Here is a 25,654-nt window from a genome sequence, read left to right on the forward strand (position 1 = left end):
GTTTATACCTTACTTTAATGGTCAGATATAGGTGGTCGATAGAGTGAAAATAGCACGAGGCTAATACCTACCAATCCCAAAATAATAATATAGCCACTAATTAAACCTGCTGACATAAACCCACCGAGCGTCAGCGCGAATCCAGCTAACAACTGAGATAGTTGTGTTCCAAGTCCCGCAAAACTTAAGTAGGACGCTTGTTTGTGCTGTGGAATTAAATCCACTTGGCGTGCATTTAATAATGGTGTCGCCACAAGCTCTCCTACTGTGACACACACCATTAAAATAATTAACCACGACATCGTAGTGTTGCTTGCCATTATGCCGTAACCAACAACATAAAGTAAGAGTCCGCCGCAAATAACAAGTCGTTCATTTAAGCGCTTGGTTAAGTGTGATAAATAAAAGGTTAAACCGACGACCATTACGGTATTGATGACTTGGAGTACACTTAACAGCCGCACACCGTCAAGCAACTGATTAAAAAGCGTCACAGGGGTGAATTGTTGCGAGAGCCGAACGCCGGTATAGGTTGTTAGTGTATATTCCACCATCTGATAGAGGGCTACACCAATCATAAATACCACCCAGCGTTTATCCTTAAAAACAATGGCGTAATTGGCAAATATTTGCCCGAATAGTGCCTGTTTCTGCCGTCGATTAACGGCATTTTCATACGTTAACTTCAATTGAATAACCAGCGTTACACCCAGAAGAACGACGCCCGACAGTATGAATAATGGTAAGAGATAATGCCTAAAGGCAAAACCCCCAATCGAAGCACCTAAGGCCATCGCTAAATTAAAAAGCCAATACTCATATTGATACACACGTTTGCGATTTTTATGGGTCGAACTATCCAATATAATCGCTCCAAAAGCCGGGTAATAAAGATTGAAACTGATACCGACGATAAAATAACCGACGACAAGCCAACTTAACGACTGAAAAAACCCTCCTAGTTGAGCGGCCATTAGAAAATAACCACCAGCATAACAAAGTTGACAGACGAGCAAAATATGCTTACGCTGCCAATGATCTGCCAAATAACCACCGATTAAACCGGCTACAAATGAAACTCCAACATTGCTCATGACGATGACACCGGCTAGTTGTGTCGGTACATGTTTTGCTAAGTAGATGATTAAATATGGAATCGTCGAACCATATACTAAACTGCTAAGAAAAGCGGTCAGTAATGTAACCTTTGTATTGTTGGAAAATGTGTTCATCTGGTACCTGCGCTTTCTGCCACTGTTTTTGTTGACTTGTTTGTTTCTTTGATCCAAGCAAAGAGCTATCTAATCGCCCGATAGCCCTATGTGATCACATTGTTAAGCATTGTAGCTTGTTGCCTACGATTGTAAAAAAAGACAGCTATCCGCCGTTTAATTGTTGTGTGAAACAATTAAACAAGTCACTAAACATACATTCGTAGCTACAACATGATGATTAAAAATTGCCTCTCACCACCGTTCCAATTTAGCACTTTAATGATAGCATAATAACGATCAACACTCCATCGTTTTCTGATAATTCTAACTATTATTTTTTGAAATAACTTTTTAATTATAAAAATAAAGCGACGACATCATCGTCGACGCTTTACTTTCACTCATATGTTCGAAGCGTTCACGCAGCTTTCATTTTCGACTTTATAACAGTTCACCAAAGCGGCGGATGTAAACGCCTTTCATCACGCTCACTAATGCTAAATAGGCAAGTATAATCGCGGCCAGCCATGCGAAGTAACTCAGTGGCAGAGCGCTCATTCCTAATGTTGTTCCTACTGCGGTATACGGTAAGACTGTTCCCATCAAAATGCCAATTGCCGTCACACAAGTAACAATTCGGGCCGCATTGCTTTGTAAGAATGGTATCTTTTCTGTTCGTAAAGCATGAATCACCAATGTTTGGGACCATAATGATTCGACAAACCAACCGGCGTGGAACAAGGCGATGAATACCACTTGTTCACTACCAGTCAATGTGCTGAACTGACCACCCACAACCTGTGGACAAATAATAAAGAATAGTAGCACAAAGGTGATAATGTCAAAGATCGAACTGGTTGGTCCAATCCATCGCATGAAGTTACCAATCGATTTCGCTTCCCATTTACGCGGTTTCGCTAAGTAGCTGCGATCAACTTTATCCCAAGGAAGTGAGATACAAGTTGTATCGTAAATCAAATTCAAGCATAAAATTTGAATCGGTAGCATTGGTAAAAATGGCAAAAAGATACTGGCAACAAGGACTGAGAACATATTACCGAAGTTTGAGCTAGCGGTCATTTTAATGTATTTTACGATGTTACCAAACAGATGGCGGCCTTCTAACATCCCTTTTTCTAATACATTTAAGTCTTTTTCAAGGAGGATAACATCAGCTGATTCCTTGGCGATATCAACCGCGGTATCAACTGAGATGCCAATGTCGGCTGTTCTCATAGCGGCGGCGTCATTAATGCCATCGCCCATAAAGCCGACCACTTTACCATTTGCTTGTAATGCTTGTACAATCCGCGTTTTTTGACTCGGTGATAACTTCACAAACACTTGATAATCCAAGACGATATTTTCTAATTCGATATCAGATAATTCATCTAAGTCATGACCATGAAAAAAGTTTTCAGTCGTTAAACCAACTTGTCGACAAACAGTTCGTGTTACTTCGGCATTGTCACCGGTTAACACCTTCACAGCGACACCAAACGATTGCAACGAGGAGATAGCAGCCTGCGCTGTTTCTTTCGGTGGATCTAAGAACGCTAAGTAGCCCATCAACGTCATCTCAGCTTCATCGGCAATACAAAAAGCATGGTCTTGCGGGTTTGTTTTCTTTTGGGCAATTGCAATCACACGTAGTCCTTGCTCGTTTAGCTGAGTCACTGCCCGCAACAACTTAGCACGCATGTCTTCATCTAACGGCAGAATATGACCATCAAATTCGACCGTTGTTGAAATCGCTAGCATTTCTTCAACTGCACCCTTTGTAATAACTTCTGTCTCACCTTTTTGATTTTTGATAACGACGCTCATCCGACGACGATTGAAATCAAAAGGAATCTCATCGATTTTTTGGTAATTATCAGTGTTAACTGCAAGTTGCTTTTCGGCTTCCGCAATTATGGCGACATCCATCAGATTTTTCAAACCCGTTTGATAAAAGCTATTATAAAAACCATGGCGTAAAATACGATCGTCTTCCTTACCGTTTACATTGAGATGATATTGGAGTGTGACCTTATCCTGTGTAATCGTACCGGTTTTATCTGTACAAAGCACATCCATCGCACCAAAATTTTGAATGGCATTAATATTTTTAATGATTGTTCCCTGTTTTGCCATTGCTGCCGTTCCTTTGACAAGATTGGCCGTTACGATCATCGGTAGCATTTCAGGTGTTAATCCAACAGCGACAGACAAACCAAACATTAATGCTTCGAGCCAATCGCCCTTCGTTAAGCCATTAATAATAAAAACGGTCGGAGCCATGAGCAGCATAAACCGTATTAAGAGCCACGATACTGAGCCCACGCCTTTTTCAAATGACGTTTTCAGTTTCACAGCACTAATGTCAGTCGCGATTTGACCAAACTGAGTTGCTTGTCCGACTGCAATTATGATCCCAACAGCTGTTCCACTGACGACGTTTGAACCCATAAAGACAAGGTTCTCAGCCTCAAGTTTACTTTTAGTTGGCATCGCTCGTGCACCATTTTTTTCAACAGGAACACTTTCACCCGTCATTGATGCTTGTGACACAAATAAATCTTTCGCTTCAATGATGCGAAGGTCAGCCGGCAACATATCTCCCGCCGACAATTCAATAATATCTCCAACGACAAGTGACTCAATCGGCTGCTCGACTGCTTTGTGACCATTGCGACGTACAGCAGCCGTAACTTCAATCATGTTTTGGAGCTGTTCGAGTGATTTATTCGTTTTAACCGTTTGAAAAAGACTGACAGAACCACTTAAAATGACCATCGTCATGATAATAATAACAGCTGTCATATCTTTGTCGGCAGCCGTTGCCAACGTATAATCTGTTATAAAGGATATAAATGCTAATGCAATTAAAACAATTGTGAACGGGTTTAAAAAGGCTTTCATCACTATCCGCCAATACGGTGTTTGATTAACTGCCTCCAAGCGATTTTCACCATACTCCGTAAGAGATTGAGTGACTGCTTCAGTTGTTAACCCTGTATGTGCACTGTTAAAGTAAGAAAATAATTCTTCCTCACTTGCCCGTGTTGCAAAATCGTACTTGTTTTGAGATGGTGTAATTGTTTTCTTTGTCATTTTTGTTCGCCTCTTTTCTGATTGTTTGTGCAATCAGCTGACAGCGACCTAACCGTCAGATACTTTTGTTGATTTCATAACGATCACTACTGTCAGTGACTGCGTCGTATGACTTTTGGGGTCATCTCCGCTCATCGTCTCACCCTTTCGTGTTACTAATTTGAAAACAAAAAAAGCCCGTTGTAATTTACAACGAGGGCATAACAAAATAGCAAAAACCTCGTTGAGTTTTAGCACTGTGCAACGTAAAGAGTACATCTTAGCCACCTTATGAAGAGCCTTAATCCGGCAATTCCTGTTCTACCACGTTGGTGTCTCTCGACATTTCCGGGCAGTGGCTTATGTTTGCATAGGAGCCTCACCTAACAATTTTTCATTTTCTTAACTTTTTAAAATTACCATTACTTTACGACTATGTCAATCACTAACATTACCTATCGTCAGGAAAAAGATGATTATCAGCATTAATAATATATCTCTCCGAAACAAAAAAAATAAATAAAAAAAGGTACAACTTCTATGAGTTATACCTTTTCATCATTAAATTAAAATTGAAATATATCGAAAAATAACATTTGTCAGTTTTCGTTCATTATTTCTTTTTCTTTTTAGCTTTTTCTTTAGTTGCTGCAGTTGCTTGTTGTTTGCTCATTGCAGACATCATTTGGTTGACTTTTTTCTGTGATGGTTTTTGACCCATTTGAGCCATCATCATTGTTAACATTTGTTCGTTAACAGGTGGGTTTTCTTGTAAGTATTTCATCATGTAACGACGTGCAATAAAGAAACCTAATGCCGCTCCCGCTAATAATGCTACTACAATTAATACAATCGCTAACCATAAACTCATTATCTGTTTCCCCCATTTCTCATTTATCTCTATTATTGTACTGTAAAAGCGCTGGTATGACAATAGCCTAGACGATGGAATCCATCGAATAGCACCGACTTACACAAAAATAAGACAACAGCTGACCGAGAAAAAACGGCAAGCTGTTGCCTCATTCTGCGTCTAACGTATCACATTATAATGCTTCGACTGTTTTAACGACGTTTTCAACGGTAAAGCCGTATTCAGCGATTACCGTGTCACCCGGTGCAGAAGCACCAAAAGTATCAACGGCAATGACTGCACCATCTAACCCAACATATTTACCCCAACCAAATGAGCTTGCCATTTCAATACCGACACGTTTACGAACAGCGTTTGGTAAAACAGACTCTTTGTATTCAGCTGATTGTTGATCAAATAGATTGAATGACGGCATGCTGACAACTGACACATCTGTTCCTTTTGCAGCAAGAGCCGCTTGGGCTTCAACTGCTAAGTTAACTTCAGAACCTGTGGCAATTAAAATTGCATCGGCGACCTCTTTTTGAGCTGGCGAGATAACATAGGCCCCTTTTAAGACACCTTCTTCAGCCTTAGCAGCAGAACCTGTAATGACTGGTAAGCCTTGGCGTGTTAAGACAAGTGACGTTGGGTGACTTTGTGACTCTAAGGCTACTTTCCATGCAGCTTTCACTTCATTACCATCAGCTGGACGAATGACAACCATGTTAGGAATTGAGCGTAAACCAGCAAGTTGTTCAACTGGCTCATGTGTTGGACCATCTTCACCAACTGCAACTGAATCATGTGTTAACACGTAAGTTACTGGTTGATGTTGAATCGCAGCTAAACGAGCAGCCGCTTTTAAATAATCTGAGAAGACGAAGAATGTTCCACCGAACACACGTAACCCACCGTGTAGTGACATCCCATTCATGGCAGCGGCCATTGCAAATTCACGCACACCGAACCAAATGTTACGTTGTTCTGGGGCATCCTTTGTAAATTGTTCATCCGTTTTAATCGTTGTGTTGTTTGATCCTGCTAAATCGGCAGAACCACCGAAGAAGAACGGTACTTTGGCTGCAATCGCGTTAATAACATCACCACTTGACGCACGTGAAGCTGTTGCCGAACCCTCAGCAAATGTCGGCATTTCTGCTTGCCAATCAGCCGGTAATTCACCTGCGAATGAGTCAATATATTGTTGCGCTAATGCTGGATAAGCAGCTTTGTATTCAGCAAATAGAGCGTTCCATTCTGCTTCAGCTTTTGCACCACGTTCAGCCACATTAGCTGTGTAGCGTGCGTATACTTCATCAGGAACAGTAAATTCAGGGTAATCCCATCCATATGCCGCTTTTGTAGCAGCAATGCCGTCAGCACCTAATGGCGCGCCGTGGACAGCACTTGTACCTTGTTTTGGTGCACCAAATCCAATAACTGTTTTAATTTCGATGATTGTTGGTTGTGTTTTGTTAGCTTTAGCAGCGGCAATTGCAGCTTCAATCTCAGCTAAATCGTTACCATCTTTAACTAACAAATGTTGCCAACCATAAGCGTCAAAACGTTTTTGCACGCTTTCTGAGAATGAACGATCTAAGTCGCCATCTAATGAAATATCGTTTGAATCGTATAACACGATTAATTTATCAAGTTGTTCGTGACCAGCTAATGAAACAGCTTCAGCTGAAACACCTTCCATTAAATCACCATCACCACATAAAGCGTATGTATAGTGATCAACAACGTTAAAGTTATCTTTGTTGTACATCCCTGCTAAATGACGTTCTGCCATTGCAAAACCGGCTGCCATTGCCACACCTTGACCTAATGGTCCTGTTGTCGCTTCGACGCCGTCTGTATGTCCAAATTCAGGATGTCCTGGAGTCAAGCTACCCCATTGACGGAAGTTTTTAAGATCTTCAATGCTTAATTTGAAGCCTGATAAGTGTAACAAGCTGTATAGTAACATTGAACCATGCCCTGCTGATAAAATAAAACGGTCACGGTTGGACCACGTTGTGTTGCTAGGGTTTACATTTAAAAAACGCGACCATAAAGTATAAGCCATTGGAGCGGCACCTAATGGTAAGCCTGGATGTCCTGAATTAGCCTTTTGAATAGCATCCATAGAAAGAGTTCGGATTGAATTCACTGCGAGTTGATCTACTTTATCAAACATTTAAAAAACATCCTCTCAAGATATAATTATATACGTATACAGATAATTCATTTGTCTTTCTATAGTTGAAAGAACAGTAATGTATTAATTCGTACAAGCATAATTATAAACCATTTCTAGCAAAACAACTAGAGAAAAGTTCGGAAAATGCTTTTAAATTAACAATGGAAACGCTTTGCACAAAAAAACATCGATTTGAGATTATCCTCACTTCGATGCCTCGGCGATCCATTTATTAATCTTTTGCATAGTAAATCGTGTGTGCATTGCTTTTCTTTTTAACGGGAATAACAATTTCTTGTCCGACTTCTAATTTATTCTCGTGCATGATGGGATTGTGATCACTCATCCATTTAACCATATGTTGTGTTTCTTTAGCAGTTTGTGTGTAGTCTTCAGCGATAGACCAGAGATTATCAGCTTCGACAATTGTGTACGTTTCATATTTCCCCTTGCCTAAATCACCACTTGTAAATCCGACAACCAATGTGAATACAATTAAAATAGCGATTAAAACAAGGACAAAAGCAAATTTAGACCAAATACGATCAATTACTGTTTTCATTTATAAATCCCCCAATCGAATGTTTGTTCGTGTTTATATCATAAACCGAACAAACGTTCTTGTCAACAGTAAAACAGAACAAACGTTCTTGTCAACAGTAAAACAGAACAAACGTTTGTGTTTTAACAACTGTGGTGTTATACTATAGTTATTAAATAACGATACAGAGGTGTCTAATGAAACTTTCTAAACGACAAAGTGAAATTTTCGAATTTATCAAAAATGAAGTGAAAACGAAAGGTTATCCACCCTCGGTCCGTGAAATCGGTGAAGCTGTCGGTTTAGCTTCAAGTTCTACTGTTCATGGTCACCTAGAACGATTGGAACAAAAAGGTTTGATTAAACGTGACCCTTCAAAACCACGTGCCATTGAAGTTATGGATGATTCACCTAAGGTGGCAACTGTCAATATTCCCTTACTTGGAAAAGTCACTGCGGGTGTGCCAATTACGGCCATTGAAAACATCGAAGAATATTTTCCGTTACCTGAATCAATGCTTACCAGTGATGCGAACCTGTTCATGCTTAAAGTGGATGGTGAAAGTATGATTAATGCGGGCATACTCGATGGCGATAAGTTAATTGTCCGTCAACAAAATACGGCCTATGATAATGACATTGTGATTGCGATGACCGACGAAGATGAAGCAACCTGTAAACGCTTTTTCAAAGAAGAAAATCGCTTTCGTTTACAACCAGAGAACGATACGATGGCACCGATTTACTTAACAAATGTTACCATTCTGGGTAAAGTCGTTGGGGTATTCAGAGAAATGTAGTCCTTCTTCAAGTAAACAAAAAATAGCCTTCTGCCAGCATCATTCCTGGCAGAAGGCTATTTTGGTTCTATAATTTATGGTGTTGGTGAATTTTCACTGATGCCTATTTTTCCGCGAAAAAATAGCAACATTTTCAAAATCCCTATAATATTAAGTCATCACAACAAATTTATAAGGGGGATTCGACAATGTCAGCTATCACTTGTAATAATATCGCAAATCCCTCTGGAATTACAGATGAAACTATTTCTTTTCCAAAAACATGGTGTTTAACTCAGTTAATTAAAGGTGTTTTAAGCACTTGTTATTTTGGTACACTCTCTTACACTCCCTAAAACAAATAACCTTCCAACCTATCTCTTTTTAAAGAAGCTAACGCTTCTTATGTAAAGGATGTAAAACAACCTTTATCGCTTCAACTTCGATGGTAAAACGAAATTGTTTTATCTCCAAACGTGTCATCCAAACACTAGCTGCCGAAGGACAGTTTATTACTTCTGAAAAAGATATCGCTTTTAGACAGAGTGTTTCAACAACTACTGTTAATCGTGCTTTACACCAATGGTCGCCTCAATTCAAACCGAACTATCAAAGGCTTCCACTAGATCTTTCAATGGATGAATTCAAATCGGTAAAGAGTGCTGATAGTCAGATGCATTTTATTTGCACTGATGCGAAAAAATATGAAATCATTGATATCCTCCCATCTAGAAGATTGCATCATCTCAGAGATTACTTTTCAAATTATTCATATGAAGCGAGAGCCTCAATAATAAACGTGCAGCGTCATGACGTTTGTGAAGGCGACTCTAGCGGGAAAAGTGGCAGCTGAATACCCCACAGCGGAGCGCGGAGGATGAAGCGTCACCCGCAGAAAGCGTCCTTCACAAATGTCATGACTACAAAAAAAGCAGCTACCAAAAAAGATAGCTGCAAAAATGACTTATTTCACTAAATTTTGAATAACAACACTATTTGACATAGAGCCGCTATTTTTTGTTATTTTCTAAAAAGGCACGAAAACCACTCACATGATAAGGCTTTGCTTCATAAGTGACGCGTAAACCTTCATTTTCAATTGCCGCCGTTGTGACAGGTCCAATTGACAACAAAGCAAACGTCGGTAACAACTGACGCTCTGAGGCTGTCAGCAATGACAGAAAAGAGCTCACTGTCGACGGACTCGTTAACGTGATACAATCACCGGCTTCAAACGTAAAGGGGATCCGTTTCGCAGGAACGACCGTATAGACGGTCGTATGGGTTAACCGACAAAGGGATGACAATGCATCTGCTAAGTCTGTCGTTGCGCGTGCAGATTGTGGCAGCCAAACCTTATCGGTTTGCTTAACCACCTGTGATACCGCTGCAACAACACCACTCGAGATGAATGAATCCGCCTCAATCACTGGTTCAATCCCATAGCCTCGCAACGCTGTCGTCGTGGCTGGCCCAATCGAAATGGCCTTAAATGTCGGGAATTGGCGCTCACCTAACACTGCTTCGACGGAGTTTTGACTTGTAAACACGATGTAATCCTCCGGAGCTAATTGGGTCAAATAGTGCTGTACCAACGTCTGCTGCTGTTTTTTTAAGGTCAAGACTGGAAAAAACAGAGGCCGATGACCCAATTCGGTAATGAGTTCCTGTAAGCTGGTCGCTTGATGTGTCATCCGCGTTACAATGATCCGTTTCATCTCATGACCCTCCCTAGTCTTTTGTTAACCAGCGACAGACGTCTTTTGCGTGGTAAGTAATAATTAAGTCTGCACCTGCACGCTTCATTCCAAGCAATGTTTCCATCACAATTTTTTCTTCGTCAACCCAGCCATTTTGAGCGGCTGCCTTAACCATCGCATATTCACCACTAACGTTGTAAGCGACAATCGGAACATCATGCGCATTACGTGTATCACGAATAATATCCATGTAGGCCATTGCCGGTTTCACAATTAAGAAGTCAGCTCCTTCAGCGATATCTGAGGCTGCCTCGCGCATCGCTTCCCGGCGATTAGCAGGGTCCATTTGATATGTTTTGCGGTCACCAAAACGCGGAGCACCATCAGCAGCATCACGGAATGGTCCATAATAGGCTGAGGCATATTTAACTGCATAGGACATAATTGGAATGGCGTGATGACCAGCTTGATCGAGCGCCTCACGAATCGCAACAACGAAACCATCCATCATGTTTGATGGTGCAATGATGTCTGCCCCCGCATCGGCCTGCGAGACAGCAGTCTGTGCTAGGATTGCTAATGATTCATCATTTAAAATTGTTTCACCATCGATGAGACCGCAATGCCCATGATCGGTATACTCGCATAAGCAGGTGTCTGCAATGACGAGTAAATCAGGATAACGTGCTTTAATATAACGCGTTGCTTCTTGAATAATACCATGCACATGAAAGGCACCTGTACCAATTGCATCTTTTTCGGCTGGTAAGCCGAATAAGATTACCGCGGGTATCGCTAACGCATTAATTTCGGCTAACTCAGCATCGATTTGATCCAGTGAATACTGAAAAACACCTGGCATTGTTGGCACCTCGCGCTTCACGTGACGCCCTTCGACTACAAATAAAGGATAGATTAAATCTGCGCTCGCTAAACGATTTTCTTGTACCATTTGACGCATCATCGCTGTAGCGCGCAACCGACGATGTCTGTTAAACTGACTCATTTGAATTCCTTCTTTCAGTTTTTTTAATCGGTGATATTAAGAGCTGCAATCATCGCAGCCGCCCCTTGTTCAAATAACTGTTTTTTAGCTTGTTGTCCCACTACCTGACTATCACTGCCACTGCTTTTACCACGAATAACAGTTTGACCATCAGTAGCTGCCAACAAGGTTTCTAACTTAATCGTATCATGCACGAGCGTTGCATAGCCACCAATCGGCATATGACAACTGCCATCCATCTCATTCAAAAAAGCCCGTTCTGCCAATACCGTTTTAGCTGTGTCTACCTCATGAACACTGGCTAACATTTCACGAACGAAGTCATCCTCACGACGGCACTCAATCGCCAACGCTCCTTGACCAACGGCTGGTAAACACAGATTGGTCGGCAATGGCCACATCTCTGTCTCGTTATAGAGACCTAAACGTTTAAGACCCGCTGCTGCTAAAATAATTGCATCATATTCACCGTCACGACATTTTTGTAGGCGGGTATCCACATTCCCACGTAGCAATTTAATTTGTAGGTCAGGTCGTACCGCCAACAGTTGCGCTTGACGTCGTAAACTACTCGTTCCAATGACTGCCTTTGATGGTAATTGTTCGAGACTAGCACCCGTCGAACTAATCAGCACATCACGTGCGTCTTCGCGCTTCGGAATGGCACCAATCATTAAACCGGTTGGGAGTTCTGCTGGCATATCTTTCATACTATGAACGGCAATATCAATTTCACCATTAATCAGTGCCGACTCAATCTCTTTAATAAATAAGCCTTTGCCACCAATTTTGGCGAGTGCTTGGTCGAGTCGCACATCCCCCTTCGTGACAATCACCTTCACTTCGAATGTCACTGTCGGATAACTGGCTTGTAAGGCACCAATCACATGGTTCGTCTGTGTCATTGCCAATTTTGACCGCCGTGTTCCGACGGTTACTGTTGTTCGCATCCTGTTTCCTCTCCTCTGTCGGTTTCTAGTCCAAAAAGCTGTTCAATTAAGGCTAACTTTGCTGTTGCATCATCTGCCACAGCCAACTCTTTTGTTTTTATTATCGGTTCTTTAATGATTTGATTGACAATGCTTTTTGTTAACTTGCGTATAACCTTGCGTTCATGTTCATCAAGGTCAGGTAAACGACGTTCAAGGTTCGTCATAGTCTCTTCATATATCGCTAATGTTTTCGTCCGTAAACGATGAATCACTGGCGTCGCTTTTAAGGTTAGCTGCCACTGTGAAAAATGAGCAAGCGCTTCATTAACAAGTAACTCAACGTCTGCGATTGCCGCCATTCGCTGTGCCCTATTATCATTTGCCACAGCTTCAATCGCATCTAAATCAAAGCGTTCAATCGGTGTCAGCATCTCACAGTCAGGAGCCACATTACGGGGCAAACCTAGATCAACAATTTTTAGCGGTTGGCTGATATGTTCTAATTGCTGAGCGGTTAGAACATATTCGGTTGTTTTAACCGCACAAAAAACGACATCCTGAGACGCGATGAGTTTTGATAGCTCCTTTTGCGGTGCAACCTGCACACCATAGCGCGCTGCCACTACTGCTGCCTTATCGAAGGTGCGGCTAACTAAGGTCACCTGTTGCATCTGAAAGCGCGGTTTTAAATAGTCGAGCACGAGCGTGCTCATCTTTCCTGCCCCGATAATTAAGAGTCGTGAGTTCGGCCACTGGTCAGCGCGTTGCTGTTCGATTAATTTAACGGCCACCGTACTAAGCGATACTGAGCCGTCGCCAATTAACGTTTCGGATTGGGCTTTTTTGCCGACCGTAATCGCTTCTTTAAATAACTCTTTCAACACCATTCCGACTGTTTCTGCCTGTTGTGCACGCTCGAAACTATCTTTTACCTGCCCAAGAATTTGTGTTTCACCGACAATCATCGACGCCAAGCTCGTACTCACCTCAAAAAGATGTTTAACGGCTAAGTCATTATCATAAAACATCACCTGCTTGGCAATTTGTTCGTAACTTTGTTCAAATAGAGCCGCTAAAAAAGCACGCACATAATAACGACCACGTTTAACTTCATCAACGACTAAATATAATTCGGTCCGATTACACGTCGATAAAATAACATTTTCGAGTACACTATTTTGTTGATTTAATCGTTGCATCGTTGCATCAAGCACTTCTTCATTAAGATGATAGCGTTCGCGGTCTGCAATCGACACTGCTTCGTAGTTAATCGTTGCCACAAGTACTTCCATGTTTAATCCCTACCTATTCATTTTTATACGCCTGTACATATGCGGTCACTTGCTTAATGACAGCTGGGTCTGCTTCTGGGAACACACCATGTCCGAGATTAAAAATAAAGCCTGGTGCCGCTGTCCCTTGAGCCAGAATACGATCAAGCTCTGCTTTGAGCACGGGCCAAGGTGCTGTCAAATAGGCTGGATCCATGTTCCCTTGTAAGCTTTTAATTACGCCATTAGAACGGGCAGTCGTCAACGACATCCGCCAATCCATCCCGATGACATCGAGTGGCATTTGATTCCACTCCGCCATCAGGTGGGTCGCGTGGACACCATGCATAATTGTAACTGCTGGTAATGGCTCGATTGCTGTAAGGATTTTAATAATCCCCGGTGCAATGTAACGATTGTAGTCAGTTAAACTTAAATCACCAATCCATGAATCAAACAGTTGCACCGCACTGACACCAGCTTCAATCTGCGCTGTTAAATAAATGATGACCATCTCAGCCAGTTTCTCCATCAGTAACGCCCATTCTGTTGGGTGATTGTACATAAAGGCCTTTGTTTTTAACTTCGTTTTTGAGGGACCTCCTTCTATTAAATAACTCGCAAGCGTATACGGTGCACCTGAAAAACCAATTAAGGGAACAGTGAGCATCTCTTCTGTTAGTAAACGAATTGTCTCCAGCACATAAGGAATGTCTCGTTCTGGTTGTAGCACTGCCAACGCCTCGATATCGCTTAATGTTTTAATCGGAGTCTTAATGACCGGACCAATCCCAGGTTCGATTGTCACATCGACACCAATTCCATGTAAAGGTGTCATAATATCTTTATATAAAACAGCCGCATCGACATTATAATTATTAACCGGTAATGCCGTCACATAGGCACACAGTTCAGGCTGATGTGTTATTTCAAACAGTGAATGTTTCGCTTTAATGGCACGGTATTCTGGTTGAGAACGGCCTGCCTGACGCATAAACCAAACCGGTACGTGTTCGGTTTTCTCACCACGTGCTGCTCGTAAAAAGGTGTCATTTGTAATCTTTTTGTTTGTTTTCATCGTTACCTCCTACTTGAACTTTCATCAACCAATTATAGCAATAAACCAACGATAATCGTAACTTTTTGACCAGATACGCGATAAGTTCGTTTTTTCGTCACATTCTTACCTCTTTGCTTTTTCCCTCGTTTATTTGATTGACTTTAACCAAAAAAGCCCCCCTTTTTTTAATGGGGTCTCGGCTTTTAGACAAAGTCGAATTAAATTGATTTCACTTTGAAAGTTAGTTCAAGTGACTTTGGCCGCAAGATGACTTGACTGAAAAGAAACGTTGTTATATCCTCTCGTTTAATCAGCTAACTTCCATGAAATATCATAGAAGTTGAACGAGCTGATTTCACTTTCGTTCTAGTAGGCACGACGAGCGCGTGACGGTGCGCGTACTTGATGGTACTTAATCCCGAGCGAGCAAGTCGTAACGACCTAGAACAACGTTTATCTTCAGTCTGAGACCCCATTTTTTAAGGTTCTATAATTTATGGTGTTGGTGAATTTTCACTGATGCCTATTTTTTCGCAAAAAAATAGCAACATTTTCAAAATCCCTATAATATTAAGTCACCACAACAAATTTATAAGGGGGATTCGACAATGTCAGCTATCACTTTTAATAATATCGCGAATTCCTCTGGAATTACAGATGAAACTATTTCTTTTCCAAAAACATGGTGTTTAACTCAGTTAATTAAAGGTGTTTTAAGCACTTGTTATTTTGGTACACGCTCTTACACACACTCACGGTGTGCGAATTGCGGCTTTAATAATAAAACAGTTAAACTCATTAAACACGGAACTAAACTATCACGTATCACACTCCCTAAAACAAATAACCTTCCAACCTATCTCTTTTTAAAGAAGCAACGCTTCTTATGTAAAGGATGTAAAACAACCTTTATCGCTTCAACTTCGATGGTAAAACGAAATTGTTTTATCTCCAAACGTGTCATCCAAACACTAGCTGCCGAAGGACAGTTTATTACTTCTGAAAAAGATATCGCTTTTAGACAGAGTGTTTCAACAACTACTGTTAATCGTGCTTTACACCAATGGTCTCCTCAATTCAAACCGAACTATCAAAGGCTTCCACTACATCTTTCAATGGATGAATTCAAATCGGTAAAGAGTGCTGATAGTCAGATGCGTTTTATTTGCACTGATGCGAAAAAATATGAAATCATTGATATCCTCCCATCTAGAAGATTGCATCATCGATCGTTTTCATTTGTCCCAATTAGTAACACGTTCCCTTAATCAAACACGCATTAAACTCATGAACCGTTATGATACTTCAAACTCAGAAGATAAAAAGATTTATCGTAAACTCAAAGCGTATTGGAAATTACTTCTCAAAAACAAAACAGACTTAAGCGATTTTGATTATCGCTATCATCGTTTATTTAACGGACAAAAAAGTTCGAGAGGAATCATCGATTACTTTATGACACTGGATGTTGAATTCAAAGAAACATACGAACTAGCACAGCAATTACTGATTGCGCTACAACACAAAAATTCCCCTGCTTACCAATCACTGATTCAGACTAAAAAACCTTTCGTTTCTTCACAACTGAAACGCAGTTTAAAAACATTAAACAAGCATTTACCTGCAATCGGAAATAGCTTTAAATACAGGATTCCAACGGGCATTTACAAGGGATCAATAACAAAATAAAAGTGATTAAACGGATTTCGTTTGGTTACCGTAACTTTTCAAATTTCAGAAACAGGATTCTACTCGGATTCAATCATAAACGCATCGCTCCCAACTCGTAATTAATTGACTCTTTTACTGTCTTTTAATACGCGAAAACCTCAATAATAAACGTGCAGCGTCATGACGTTTGTGAAGGCGACTCTAGCGGGAAAAGTGCCCGCTGAATACCCCAAGCGGAGCGCAGAAGATGAAGGGTCACCCGCAGAAAGCGTCCTTCACATTAGGAATGACTACAAAAAAAGCAGCTACCAAAAAAGGTAGCTGCAAAAATGACTTATTTTACTAAATTTTGAATAACAACACTATCTGACATAGAGCCATTTTTAAATGGGGTCTTTTTCATATCTTATTTAGCGTATTCAACCGCTCTCGTTTCACGAACAACTGTCACCTTAATGTGACCTGGATAATTCAATTCATTTTCGATTGATTTACGAATGTCACGTGCCAGACGAATCGATTCTAAATCATCGATGTCTTCTGGCTTAACAATGACCCGAATTTCACGACCAGCTTGAATCGCAAACGCTTTTTCGACTCCTTTGAAACTTTCTGGAATCGCTTCAAGACGCTCTAAACGATGAATGTAATTTTCTAACGTTTCACTACGCGCACCCGGACGAGCTGCTGATAAAGCATCAGACGCTGCCACAAGGATAGAGATGATTGATGTTGGCTCAGTATCACCATGATGCGAGGCAATCGCGTTGATAACTGTTTCATGTTCTTTATACTTAGTGGCAAGTTCGACACCAATTTCAACATGACTGCCTTCAATTTCATGGTCAATCGCTTTCCCGATATCATGGAATAAACCAGCTCGTTTAGCAAGCGTAACATCTTCGCCTAACTCACCCGCTAAAATCCCACTTAATCGTGCGACTTCAATTGAGTGATTCAAGACGTTTTGACCATAACTTGTACGGTAACGAAGGCGACCTAAAATTTTAATAAGGTCAGGATGAACTGCGTGTAACCCAAGCTCAAAGGTTGCTTGTTCTCCGAGTTCACGAATGTGTTCGTCCACTTCTTTCCGTGCTTTATCAATCATTTCTTCGATTCGAGCAGGATGGATACGACCATCTTCTACTAATTTTTCAAGCGCGATACGGGCAATCTCACGACGGACCGGATCAAAACCTGATAAAATAACAGCTTCGGGTGTATCATCAATGATTAAGTCGATCCCTGTTAATGTTTCAATCGTACGAATGTTACGACCTTCACGCCCAATAATACGTCCCTTCATTTCATCGTTAGGTAGGTTAACAACCGATACTGTTGTTTCTGATACAAAATCAGCAGCAGAACGTTGAATCGCTAACGATAATAAATCTTTGGCTTTCTTATCGGCCGTTTCTTTCGCATCATCTTCGCTTTCCTTAATCATCACAGCCATATCGTGTGATAACTCTTTTTCTGTTAGCGTTAAGATTTCATCTTTAGCTTGGTCTTTCGTTAAAGCCGAAATGCGTTCAAGTTCTTGGCGTTCATTTTCGACCAATTGTTCAACTTGAGCTTTTTTCTCTTCGATTAGTTGTTGTTTCTGAGTTATTTTTTCCTCTTTGCGTTCAATTGTTTCCTCTTTATTTTCTAAGGACGTGGTTTTACGATCAAGGATTTCTTCACGTTGTAATAAACGCGTTTCTTTTGTTTTAATTTCAAAACGACGTTCGCGAAGTTCAGTCTCAGTTTCAGTTCGATAGCGTTGATTTTCTTCTTTAGCTTCTAAAAGCGCCTCTTTCTTCAAAGTTTCAGCTTCTTTTAGCGCATCCGCTTTAATGTGCTCCGCCGTTTTACGGTTAGCTTCCATATCACGTTGATTCGAATTATTCGCTATTTTTCTTCCTACAACAAGACCAATGATCAAGAAAAGGAATACGAGGATGATGTCAATTACGTAGGTCATACATTCACCTCCATTCTTATTCTTTTTATAATTCATGTCAAATTGTCGGCTGACTTATTGTACAGCGCACTACATTAATGATTAGCTATGTAAAATAATTTAGCTTTAAATTATCTTACAATTTACATTATACCGATAAAAAGGTAATTTGTGAAATAAATAATGCTATTTATCTCTTAGTTTTACCTTTTTTTTTTGAAATAGTTTCTTTGTCTGACTCAAATGCATTTAATATTAGTATTTTACGACGATGAAACCGCTTAACATCGCCTTTTTTAAAAAATTTCAGATGAAATACTCGTTGTCCAAATATAACTGATAAATACAAAAAAAGAGTGTCGTAAATCACGACACTCTCAGCTAGAGAATCAGCTTATTCGTCATCTTCCGTTGCGTCGGTCTCATCTTTACCTGTCGCAGCTTCTGGCAACTCAGCACCGATACCATATGCATCACGCACTTTTTCATAAATCGCTAAACGATCTTCAGTATGTTCACGTAAATATTGCTTCGCATTTTCACGACCTTGACCAATACGTTCGCCTTCATATGAGTACCACGAACCACTTTTAACAATAATATCGTGTTCAGCGGCCATATCAACGATTTCACCTTCGCGTGAGATTCCTTGTCCGTAGACGATGTCAACTTCGGCAATACGGAATGGCGGAGCGACCTTGTTTTTGACAACTTTAATACGCGTCTTATTACCGATGATGTCAGTGCCTTGTTTTAATTGCTCTGCACGACGTACTTCTAAACGAACAGATGCGTAGAATTTAAGAGCACGTCCACCGGGTGTAATTTCAGGGTTACCAAACATAACACCGACTTTTTCACGAATTTGGTTGATGAATAAAGCAATTGTTTTTGATTTATTGATTGAACCAGATAATTTACGAAGGGCTTGAGACATTAATCGCGCTTGTAAACCAACGTGCGAATCACCCATCTCGCCTTCGATTTCTGCTTTAGGCACTAAGGCTGCCACGGAATCGATAACAACGATGTCAATTGCACCTGAACGAACAAGTGCCTCACAAATTTCGAGCGCTTGCTCACCCGTATCAGGTTGAGATAACAGTAATTCATCAATGTTCACACCTAGTTTTTTTGCATAAGCTGGATCAAGGGCATGCTCTGCATCGATAAAAGCAGCTGTACCACCTTTTTCTTGTACTTCTGCAATGGCATGGAGAGCAACCGTTGTTTTACCAGAACTTTCTGGACCATATACTTCAATGACACGGCCACGTGGGTAACCACCAACACCTAATGCCACATCAAGTGCTAACGAACCACTTGGAATTGTTTTTATATTTGTATCAGTTTTTTCACCTAATTTCATAATAGAACCTTTACCAAATTGTTTTTCAATTTGTTTCAATGCCTGATCTAAGGCCGCTTGACGATTATCCAACCTATTTCCTCCTTCGTATAAAAACGAAATTTGTTTTGCTATACCTTTAACTATAAACGTTTTCACTTTTAATTACAAGCAAAAAACGAACGTATATTCGCTTTTTTGAAATATATCGGCAATTAAAATGATGATTCCCTGTTTTAAATATGTCATTGCCTTAAGAGAAACGCTGATTCAAGAGCCAAAAGGCTTGTTTTACAGCCCGCTCACGATTAGACTGGCGGTCGCCATTGAAGTGATATAAATGAGCAGTCGTCTCTGTTTTTGTACTAATAGCAAGCCAAACCGTTCCAGCTGGGTGTCCATCTTGGCCACCTGGACCAGCGACACCGGTGAAACTAACACCGATATCCGCCTGGGTGCGAAGACGGATTTGCTCTGCCATTGCTTGCGCACACCCTTTGCTAACGACACCCTCACGCGCAATCAATGCTGCATCCACCCCTAATAAGTCGGTTTTCAAGGATGTTGCATAGGTGACCATCCCCCCTTTAAAAATAGTAGAGACACCTGCATGATTAGCAATGGTCGCTTGAAACAAGCCTGCCGTTAAACTTTCAGCAGCCGATAGCGTCAGTTGCTTCTGTTTTAATTGCTCGATAACACGCGCTTCCAGACCTGTTTCGCCATAGCCATAAAAGAAGTTGCCGACTAGCGCTTGCACCTCTGCTTCCATTTCATCGAGTAAGACAGCAGCTGTTTTCAATGGATTGGCGACTGCACTAATGCGTAGACTGACCTCATACGTACCAGCATAGGTTGCCAGTGTCGGATTCGTCTGGTTCGTAATTAATGTATTTAACACGTCTGCTAACCGCGATTCACCAATTCCGTAAAAACGCAAGACCCGTGATGTAATTGGTTGAGTTGCATTACGTGTTAGATACTCTGCGATAACATGCTCGAACATCGGTTTCATTTCGCGTGGCACACCCGGCATTAACACATAGGTAATTCCTTTGTCAACAATTAGCATACCGGGCGCAAATCCGGTTTTATTAGCTAAGCTAGTTGCACCTTCAAGCACATCTGCTTGTCGTAAATTATTGGACGTCATCGCTTGTTGACGCCCTTCAAAATGTTGTTGTATTTTTGCAAGAGCAACCGTATCTTTAACTAAAGAGCGCTGTAACAGGCGGGCTAACGTCTCTTTCGTGATATCATCTTGTGTCGGTCCCAATCCACCAGTAACGATAATTAAGTCGGCGCGTTGTTGCGCTTGCTTAAAGACAGCTGTTAAACGTTTATCGTTATCTCCTACCACTGTTTGGTAATAGAGATTATGCCCCGCATCGGCTAATTTCTGAGCAATAAACTGCGCGTTCGTGTTAACAATTTGTCCTAATAAAAGTTCGGTACCGATTGCAATTACTTCTGCGTTCATCGTATGGACTCATCTCCTTACTTCCTCTCTTTTTATTATAGCAGTATCTAAAAAAAGTCGCTACACCAGGAGGTGTAGCGACTTGAGACTAAAGAAGAACACTGTTATCCTTCGTCGTTTGTAACAGAAATACGAATAACTGACTTATTTAAAACCATCGCTAAACACATGACGGTTTTGATAAAAATAGTTAACGCCCGATAAAACTGTAAAGAATACACAGACATAAAAAATGATTAAATCAACTCGAATACCTGTTGCTGCAAACGGAAAATTACTGAGCATTAATAATGGGATGGCAATTAATTGGGTGAACGTTTTTATTTTACCCAACATGTTGGCGGCATTCACTTCGCCACCTTCAGCTAACAACAGACGTAAACCAGTAATTGCTAATTCACGTGAGACAATAATTACCACTGCCCATGATGGAATGATGTCGGCACCGACTAATGCGATAAAAGCGGCCATGACGAGCAACTTATCAGCTAATGGATCAGCAAACTTACCAAAGTTAGTTACAAGATTGTATTTACGTGCTAAGTAGCCATCTAACCAATCTGTAATCGACGCAACAATAAAGACGATGGTTGCAATTAAATGTGCGACTGTAATTGTTGCACCTAAAACAGTAAACTCTCCCCAATTAAATGGTATTAAAAAAAGCAGTAAAAAAATCGGAATCAGAAAAATACGTAGAACGGTCAATTGATTGGGAATATTCATTATAATTTTCTCCTTTGAAAAAGGAGTGACGTTAGAGATAGCCACTCCTCACAGTTATTTTTGCTTGAATTCAATCGTGATGTTTTGTGTTATGGCATCTGTTGCAAACTCAAGTTTCTCATCATTAATGCTCATATTCAAGCCTTGCGAATTACCAATTGTTACATTTAAGTTAGTTGGTTTTACTAATTTAATTTCTTTTTTATCGCCAGCCGCTAATAGCCCACTCTCGACAGCTTCACCGGTGTTGGTTGTAATTGAATTCCAGCTATCGCCACCTGTAGCTTCAATCGTCATCGTCAATTCATCAACACTAGCTGCCTCGACAACGTAATTCATCGAACCAGAATTAGCTTCAGGTGCTGTAATCGTCACTTTATCTGTTTTTTCATCAGTTGACTTTTCCTTTGATGCTGATTGTTCCGTTTTAGAGGACTCTTTTGTTTTAGTTGCCTCATCGATTGAAACACTTGTTGCAGGTGTTTGATCAACAACGGCATCATCCGAGTTATTCCCTTTAACATACATCATCAGCCAAATCCCACCGATAACCAGCACAATTAATGCCACAACAATCAGTTTGAAACCTTTGCCTAATAAGAAAACTGGTAATTCACGTGGTTCTTTTTGATTGTTTGCGCGTGTCACTTCTTCGACCGCCGCTTCCTTAACAGGCACTTCTGCACGGTACAACGTCATAGCCTCATCCGCGTTTAAGCCAACAACTTCAGCATACGTACGTATGAATGCGCGCGTATAAAAGTCTCCTGGTAAAACATCGAACTTACCGCGTTCAATTGCTTCTAAATAGCGTTTTTGGATTTTTGTTTTTTGCTGTAATTCGTCCAAAGACATGCCTTTTTCTTTACGATTCTGTTTCAATAAACTCCCTAGCTCACTCATACTTTTCACCTGCCATAGCTTCGTTATTTTTAAATCTCTCCAGCTTGCCTTATCTAACGCAAGTATAACTTACTTACCGCACTTAATCGAGTAATTACAGTTAGACATTCCGTTGTTGATAAACGAGCTAAATCGTTCAATCTGACAATTTTCAACGACAATGCAAAGACAGAGGGAGTTGCTTTCGTTAAGCTCAATCTCGTATCTTTTCCATACGTTTTCAATCATTTTTCATTAAAGTTAATTTCAAACAATCAGCTTCAATCGATTTATATGTACGAATAATTCATCCACTTAAATTCACTTGTTTTCGATTGTATCTTTTTCAATACTGATCTTAAAAAAGTATATTTCACCTTGATAAACTAGCATTTTATCTAAAAATTGCACTGTCTATATTTTAGCACGTCCGCTTGTTCTTGTCACTTTTAAGTTAATTTAAACGCGACTATTTTTGTCCTTTTATCATAAAGAGTAACGGTGTAGGATTCCCGAACAACTCCTCGGCTAAAATTGTTAAATCATTTAATGAGATTTGTCTGATAATTGTTAAAAAAATCGCAGCATCAGCCTCTTTCAATTGATTTTCAACCAACCACTCACTGTAGGCTTCATAATCATCAGTCATTGTAACTAATGTGCCGATTAATTCACGTTTTGCGCAGTCAAACACGTATGGATCGAAACAGTTCTTAATTGCAGACATTGTTAAGCTCGCAGTTAGCGCACGAACACTTTTTTCATCACCAGTACCCATTAGCAATAAATAAGAATAGGCATCTTCATATACAAAATGACTGCTAAACGATTCATCAATGATACCTTCTGCGTATAGACGAGTATAGGTTTGCGATAGCGGACTCAGAATCACATCAGTCAGCAATTGACGTGTTAAGACAGCTTTTATATAAGCCGCTCCCCGTGTTCTTTGTGCCTGCCATTTTAGTCCAAGCGCAAATTTTGGCAACTGAATCGGCATTGTTGTGGTTGCACCTTTTCCATCAAGTACGACTTCAGGACTGCTAATATAGCCAACTTCCCCGTCCCTCGTTGGTCGTAGCCATGTTTTAGACTGCTCACACATCACGCGGTATAACTGCTCAGCTTGAAATGGACCCGTTATTACCCAAGTGAGTTGTTCCGGTTGATACATCATCGCTTGTACTGCCTCAACTTGTTTTAGTGTCATCTTCGCAACATCTTTTTTTGAGCCGGTTATATCCACCGCCATTGCTTGCCCAGGAAACAGCCCTGTTAAACTCATCTGTGTTAAAACAGAATAGACGTCATCTTCATACATCTCCTGCTCTTGCAAAATAATGTTGCGTTCATGCGCAACATCAGCGTCAGTCCACCGTGGTTGCAACAACATTTGACCTAAGTAGTCAACAAGCGGATGTATGTCACCTGTTGCTAATACAGTATAAGTCGTCATCGTCGTTGTTGTGTAGGCGTTAATACTTGCTTGTCGCTCTACGAAAAACTTACTAATATCTTCTTCATTAGACTGAAACATCATATGTTCAATGAAGTGGGCCATTCCGCTTAAAACAGGTTTCCCCTGCCATTCTAAACGTGTCGTTGAGCCATAAGGGACACTGACCTGAATATAACTATGATGCGCCGCTGGTTTCTCAACAAAAATAACCTTCATCCCATTAGGTAGTGTTTTGGAAAGTTCTTTTTTCAAATTAGTACTCCTTTTTAGTTAGGCAGAAACTGCCTTTATACTGCCATTGATTCATTAAATTTGTGATATCTGCTGGCGTGATTGTTCCGAGCTCAGCCTGCCATTGTGCTAACGTCATCGTATAAGGCAGTAATTGCCGTGAAAAAGCAATGTCATTTACACTTTCAACATCGTCTAGTTCTAACTGTAGGTCATGCCACAAAGCCGTCTTTGCCAGTTCTAATTCAGATAATTGGATGTTTTCTGCCATTTGCCGTTGTTGTAGTTTCATCGTTTCTAGCGCTTGTTCAACCGCGTCGTCGTCAACACCAGCAACTGCATAGGCCAACTGTTTCGTAACATTGAGACTGCCGTAAATGTCATAGGCTAACTGTGCTTTTTCGCGCACTTCATTGAAAAGACGTGAATGACTATCGACTGCCCAAATGTAGTAGCCTAGTTGTAACCGCACACGGTCGCGTTGTGAACATATGCGCGGTACTTGATACATTATAATTACCTTCGCTTGTGAGACATCATGAGTCTGCTTTTGTTCTCCGAGGGGTGTTAACTTACTGTCGCTAAAAGTTAGCGGCCTCACTGTTTTCGCCTGCCCATGTGGGAACTTCATTAAGTGTTTCGTAATCATCGGTAGTGAGACATCCCCCGTGACTGTAATTAACTGCTCATCAATCGTCAGCATTTCACGGTGTGTTTCGGCAATATCAGTTAATGTTAAATCCGCGATATCTTCTTTAACACCGATCGTATGGTAGCGGTATGTATCGTTTTCAAAGGCCGTCTGCAGCACTTGCTCCAAGGCTAAGTCACCCGGATCCTCTTTAATCATTTCAAAACGATTGCTTAACGTCTCTTTTTCGCGTTCAAACAAAGCCGTTGTTCGTTCGTTTTCAGTAAATAACGGTTGAAATAAGGTGTCCTGTAAAAAGCACCAAACATCTTCTTCAAATGTTTCATCCGCTATTAATGAAGGGTTAGCATAGGTTAACGTACAATGAATCAAATGACAGTTCCCACTTTTTTCGACGGTAGCATCTAAAGCTGCCCCATATAAATACGAAAGTCTCTGTTGAAAGGCCGATAAGGTCGAATACTTTAAGCTAAGACCTAACCAGTTGGCAAGTAAGGAACGTTTTGTCAACGTCTCACGTTCGAGTGGCGCTTTAAAATGCCACGTGACTGTAATCTGATTAAATTGTGTCGTTTGTTGTAGCAAAACAGGGTAGCCGTTAATTAGGATTGGGATTTGTTTCGTCATGTCAATCTCCT

Annotated in this window: 20 protein-coding genes, 2 pseudogenes and 1 riboswitch; of the genes and pseudogenes, 5 read left to right on the forward strand and 17 right to left on the reverse strand. The window is 40.7% G+C overall.

Annotated features, from left to right (window positions below; translation table 11 throughout):
- Positions 1–14: 14 nt before the first annotated feature.
- The 5 genes from ACJYYY_RS06485 to ACJYYY_RS06505 form a co-directional block, all read right to left on the reverse strand.
- Positions 15–1,232: an MFS transporter gene (locus tag ACJYYY_RS06485; protein WP_035313771.1), complete on the reverse strand. Its 1,218-nt coding sequence runs from the start codon at positions 1,230–1,232 to the stop codon at positions 15–17.
- Positions 1,233–1,655: 423 nt separating this feature from the next.
- Positions 1,656–4,310, reverse strand: a complete 2,655-nt coding sequence (gene mgtA, locus ACJYYY_RS06490) for a magnesium-translocating P-type ATPase (RefSeq protein WP_035313772.1) — start codon at positions 4,308–4,310, stop codon at positions 1,656–1,658.
- Positions 4,311–4,519: 209 nt separating this feature from the next.
- Positions 4,520–4,687, reverse strand: a riboswitch (M-box (ykoK) riboswitch).
- A 215-nt stretch (positions 4,688–4,902) separates the two neighbouring features.
- Positions 4,903–5,160, reverse strand: a complete 258-nt coding sequence (locus ACJYYY_RS06495; RefSeq protein WP_408868733.1) for a YneF family protein — start codon at positions 5,158–5,160, stop codon at positions 4,903–4,905.
- 175 nt (positions 5,161–5,335) lie between these two features.
- A complete protein-coding gene (gene tkt, locus ACJYYY_RS06500) occupies positions 5,336–7,327 on the reverse strand; it encodes a transketolase (RefSeq protein ID WP_408868734.1) in 1,992 nt (663 codons plus the stop codon).
- Positions 7,328–7,562: 235 nt separating this feature from the next.
- Positions 7,563–7,892 carry a LysM peptidoglycan-binding domain-containing protein gene (locus ACJYYY_RS06505; RefSeq protein ID WP_035313774.1) on the reverse strand — a complete coding sequence of 110 codons (330 nt, stop codon included), beginning with the start codon at positions 7,890–7,892 and terminating at the stop codon, positions 7,563–7,565.
- 176 nt (positions 7,893–8,068) lie between these two features.
- Here ACJYYY_RS06505 and lexA point away from each other — a divergent pair, with 176 nt between their 5' ends.
- The 3 genes from lexA to ACJYYY_RS06520 all read left to right on the forward strand — a co-directional run bounded on the left by lexA (position 8,069) and on the right by ACJYYY_RS06520 (position 9,503).
- On the forward strand, positions 8,069–8,671 hold the full coding sequence (gene lexA / locus ACJYYY_RS06510; RefSeq protein WP_035313775.1) for a transcriptional repressor LexA: 603 nt from the start codon (positions 8,069–8,071) through the stop codon (positions 8,669–8,671).
- 188 nt (positions 8,672–8,859) lie between these two features.
- Positions 8,860–9,006: a hypothetical protein gene (locus ACJYYY_RS06515; RefSeq protein ID WP_156921135.1), complete on the forward strand. Its 147-nt coding sequence runs from the start codon at positions 8,860–8,862 to the stop codon at positions 9,004–9,006.
- A gap of 89 nt (positions 9,007–9,095) precedes the next feature.
- On the forward strand, positions 9,096–9,503 hold the full coding sequence (locus ACJYYY_RS06520) for a hypothetical protein (RefSeq protein ID WP_408868735.1): 408 nt from the start codon (positions 9,096–9,098) through the stop codon (positions 9,501–9,503).
- 157 nt (positions 9,504–9,660) lie between these two features.
- Here the strand turns inward: ACJYYY_RS06520 and ACJYYY_RS06525 are convergent, their stop codons facing one another.
- Genes ACJYYY_RS06525 through hemE form a run of 5 tightly spaced genes read right to left on the reverse strand, consistent with a single transcriptional unit; the run spans position 9,661 to position 14,637 of the window.
- Complete coding sequence (locus ACJYYY_RS06525) at positions 9,661–10,368, reverse strand: uroporphyrinogen-III synthase (protein WP_035315517.1); 708 nt, start codon at positions 10,366–10,368, stop codon at positions 9,661–9,663.
- Positions 10,369–10,381: 13 nt separating this feature from the next.
- Entirely contained in the window at positions 10,382–11,356 is a 975-nt protein-coding gene (hemB, locus tag ACJYYY_RS06530) for a porphobilinogen synthase (protein WP_408868736.1), read from the reverse strand.
- 23 nt (positions 11,357–11,379) lie between these two features.
- Positions 11,380–12,306 carry a hydroxymethylbilane synthase gene (gene hemC / locus ACJYYY_RS06535; protein WP_035315516.1) on the reverse strand — a complete coding sequence of 309 codons (927 nt, stop codon included), beginning with the start codon at positions 12,304–12,306 and terminating at the stop codon, positions 11,380–11,382.
- Positions 12,291–13,580 (reverse strand): glutamyl-tRNA reductase, encoded by a 1,290-nt coding sequence (hemA, locus tag ACJYYY_RS06540; RefSeq protein WP_408868737.1) that lies wholly within the window; start codon positions 13,578–13,580, stop codon positions 12,291–12,293. The genes hemC and hemA overlap by 16 nt, the downstream gene beginning before the upstream one ends.
- A gap of 13 nt (positions 13,581–13,593) precedes the next feature.
- Entirely contained in the window at positions 13,594–14,637 is a 1,044-nt protein-coding gene (gene hemE, locus ACJYYY_RS06545; RefSeq protein ID WP_035315515.1) for a uroporphyrinogen decarboxylase, read from the reverse strand.
- 590 nt (positions 14,638–15,227) lie between these two features.
- On the opposite strand from hemE, the gene ACJYYY_RS06550 reads away from it, so the two are divergent.
- Positions 15,228–15,887, forward strand: coding sequence for a transposase family protein (locus ACJYYY_RS06550; protein WP_408868738.1), 660 nt, complete (start codon positions 15,228–15,230; stop codon positions 15,885–15,887).
- Positions 15,805–16,409, forward strand: a pseudogene (locus tag ACJYYY_RS06555) (transposase). Before ACJYYY_RS06550 ends, ACJYYY_RS06555 begins: the two are co-directional and overlap by 83 nt.
- A 287-nt stretch (positions 16,410–16,696) precedes the next feature.
- Here the strand turns inward: ACJYYY_RS06555 and rny are convergent.
- The 7 genes and pseudogenes from rny to ACJYYY_RS06590 all read right to left on the reverse strand — a co-directional run bounded on the left by rny (position 16,697) and on the right by ACJYYY_RS06590 (position 25,643).
- The gene (gene rny / locus ACJYYY_RS06560) at positions 16,697–18,259 is read right to left on the reverse strand and encodes a ribonuclease Y (RefSeq protein ID WP_035315285.1); all 1,563 of its coding nucleotides are present in this window, start codon (positions 18,257–18,259) and stop codon (positions 16,697–16,699) included.
- Between the two features lie 373 nt (positions 18,260–18,632).
- Entirely contained in the window at positions 18,633–19,679 is a 1,047-nt protein-coding gene (recA, locus tag ACJYYY_RS06565) for a recombinase RecA (protein ID WP_035315284.1), read from the reverse strand.
- A 160-nt stretch (positions 19,680–19,839) separates the two neighbouring features.
- Positions 19,840–21,066 (reverse strand): competence/damage-inducible protein A, encoded by a 1,227-nt coding sequence (locus ACJYYY_RS06570; protein WP_408868739.1) that lies wholly within the window; start codon positions 21,064–21,066, stop codon positions 19,840–19,842.
- A 144-nt stretch (positions 21,067–21,210) separates the two neighbouring features.
- Entirely contained in the window at positions 21,211–21,792 is a 582-nt protein-coding gene (pgsA, locus tag ACJYYY_RS06575) for a CDP-diacylglycerol--glycerol-3-phosphate 3-phosphatidyltransferase (protein WP_035315282.1), read from the reverse strand.
- A gap of 111 nt (positions 21,793–21,903) precedes the next feature.
- Positions 21,904–22,695 (reverse strand): annotated as a pseudogene (locus tag ACJYYY_RS06580) (RodZ domain-containing protein); the annotation flags it as partial.
- A 448-nt stretch (positions 22,696–23,143) separates the two neighbouring features.
- Positions 23,144–24,385, reverse strand: coding sequence for a pitrilysin family protein (locus ACJYYY_RS06585; RefSeq protein WP_035315277.1), 1,242 nt, complete (start codon positions 24,383–24,385; stop codon positions 23,144–23,146).
- A 1-nt stretch (position 24,386) separates the two neighbouring features.
- Positions 24,387–25,643 (reverse strand): pitrilysin family protein, encoded by a 1,257-nt coding sequence (locus tag ACJYYY_RS06590; protein WP_035315276.1) that lies wholly within the window; start codon positions 25,641–25,643, stop codon positions 24,387–24,389.
- Positions 25,644–25,654: the final 11 nt, after the last annotated feature.

It is taken from the genome of Brochothrix campestris, from assembly GCF_046058945.1.
GTDB lineage: Bacteria > Bacillota > Bacilli > Lactobacillales > Listeriaceae > Brochothrix > Brochothrix campestris.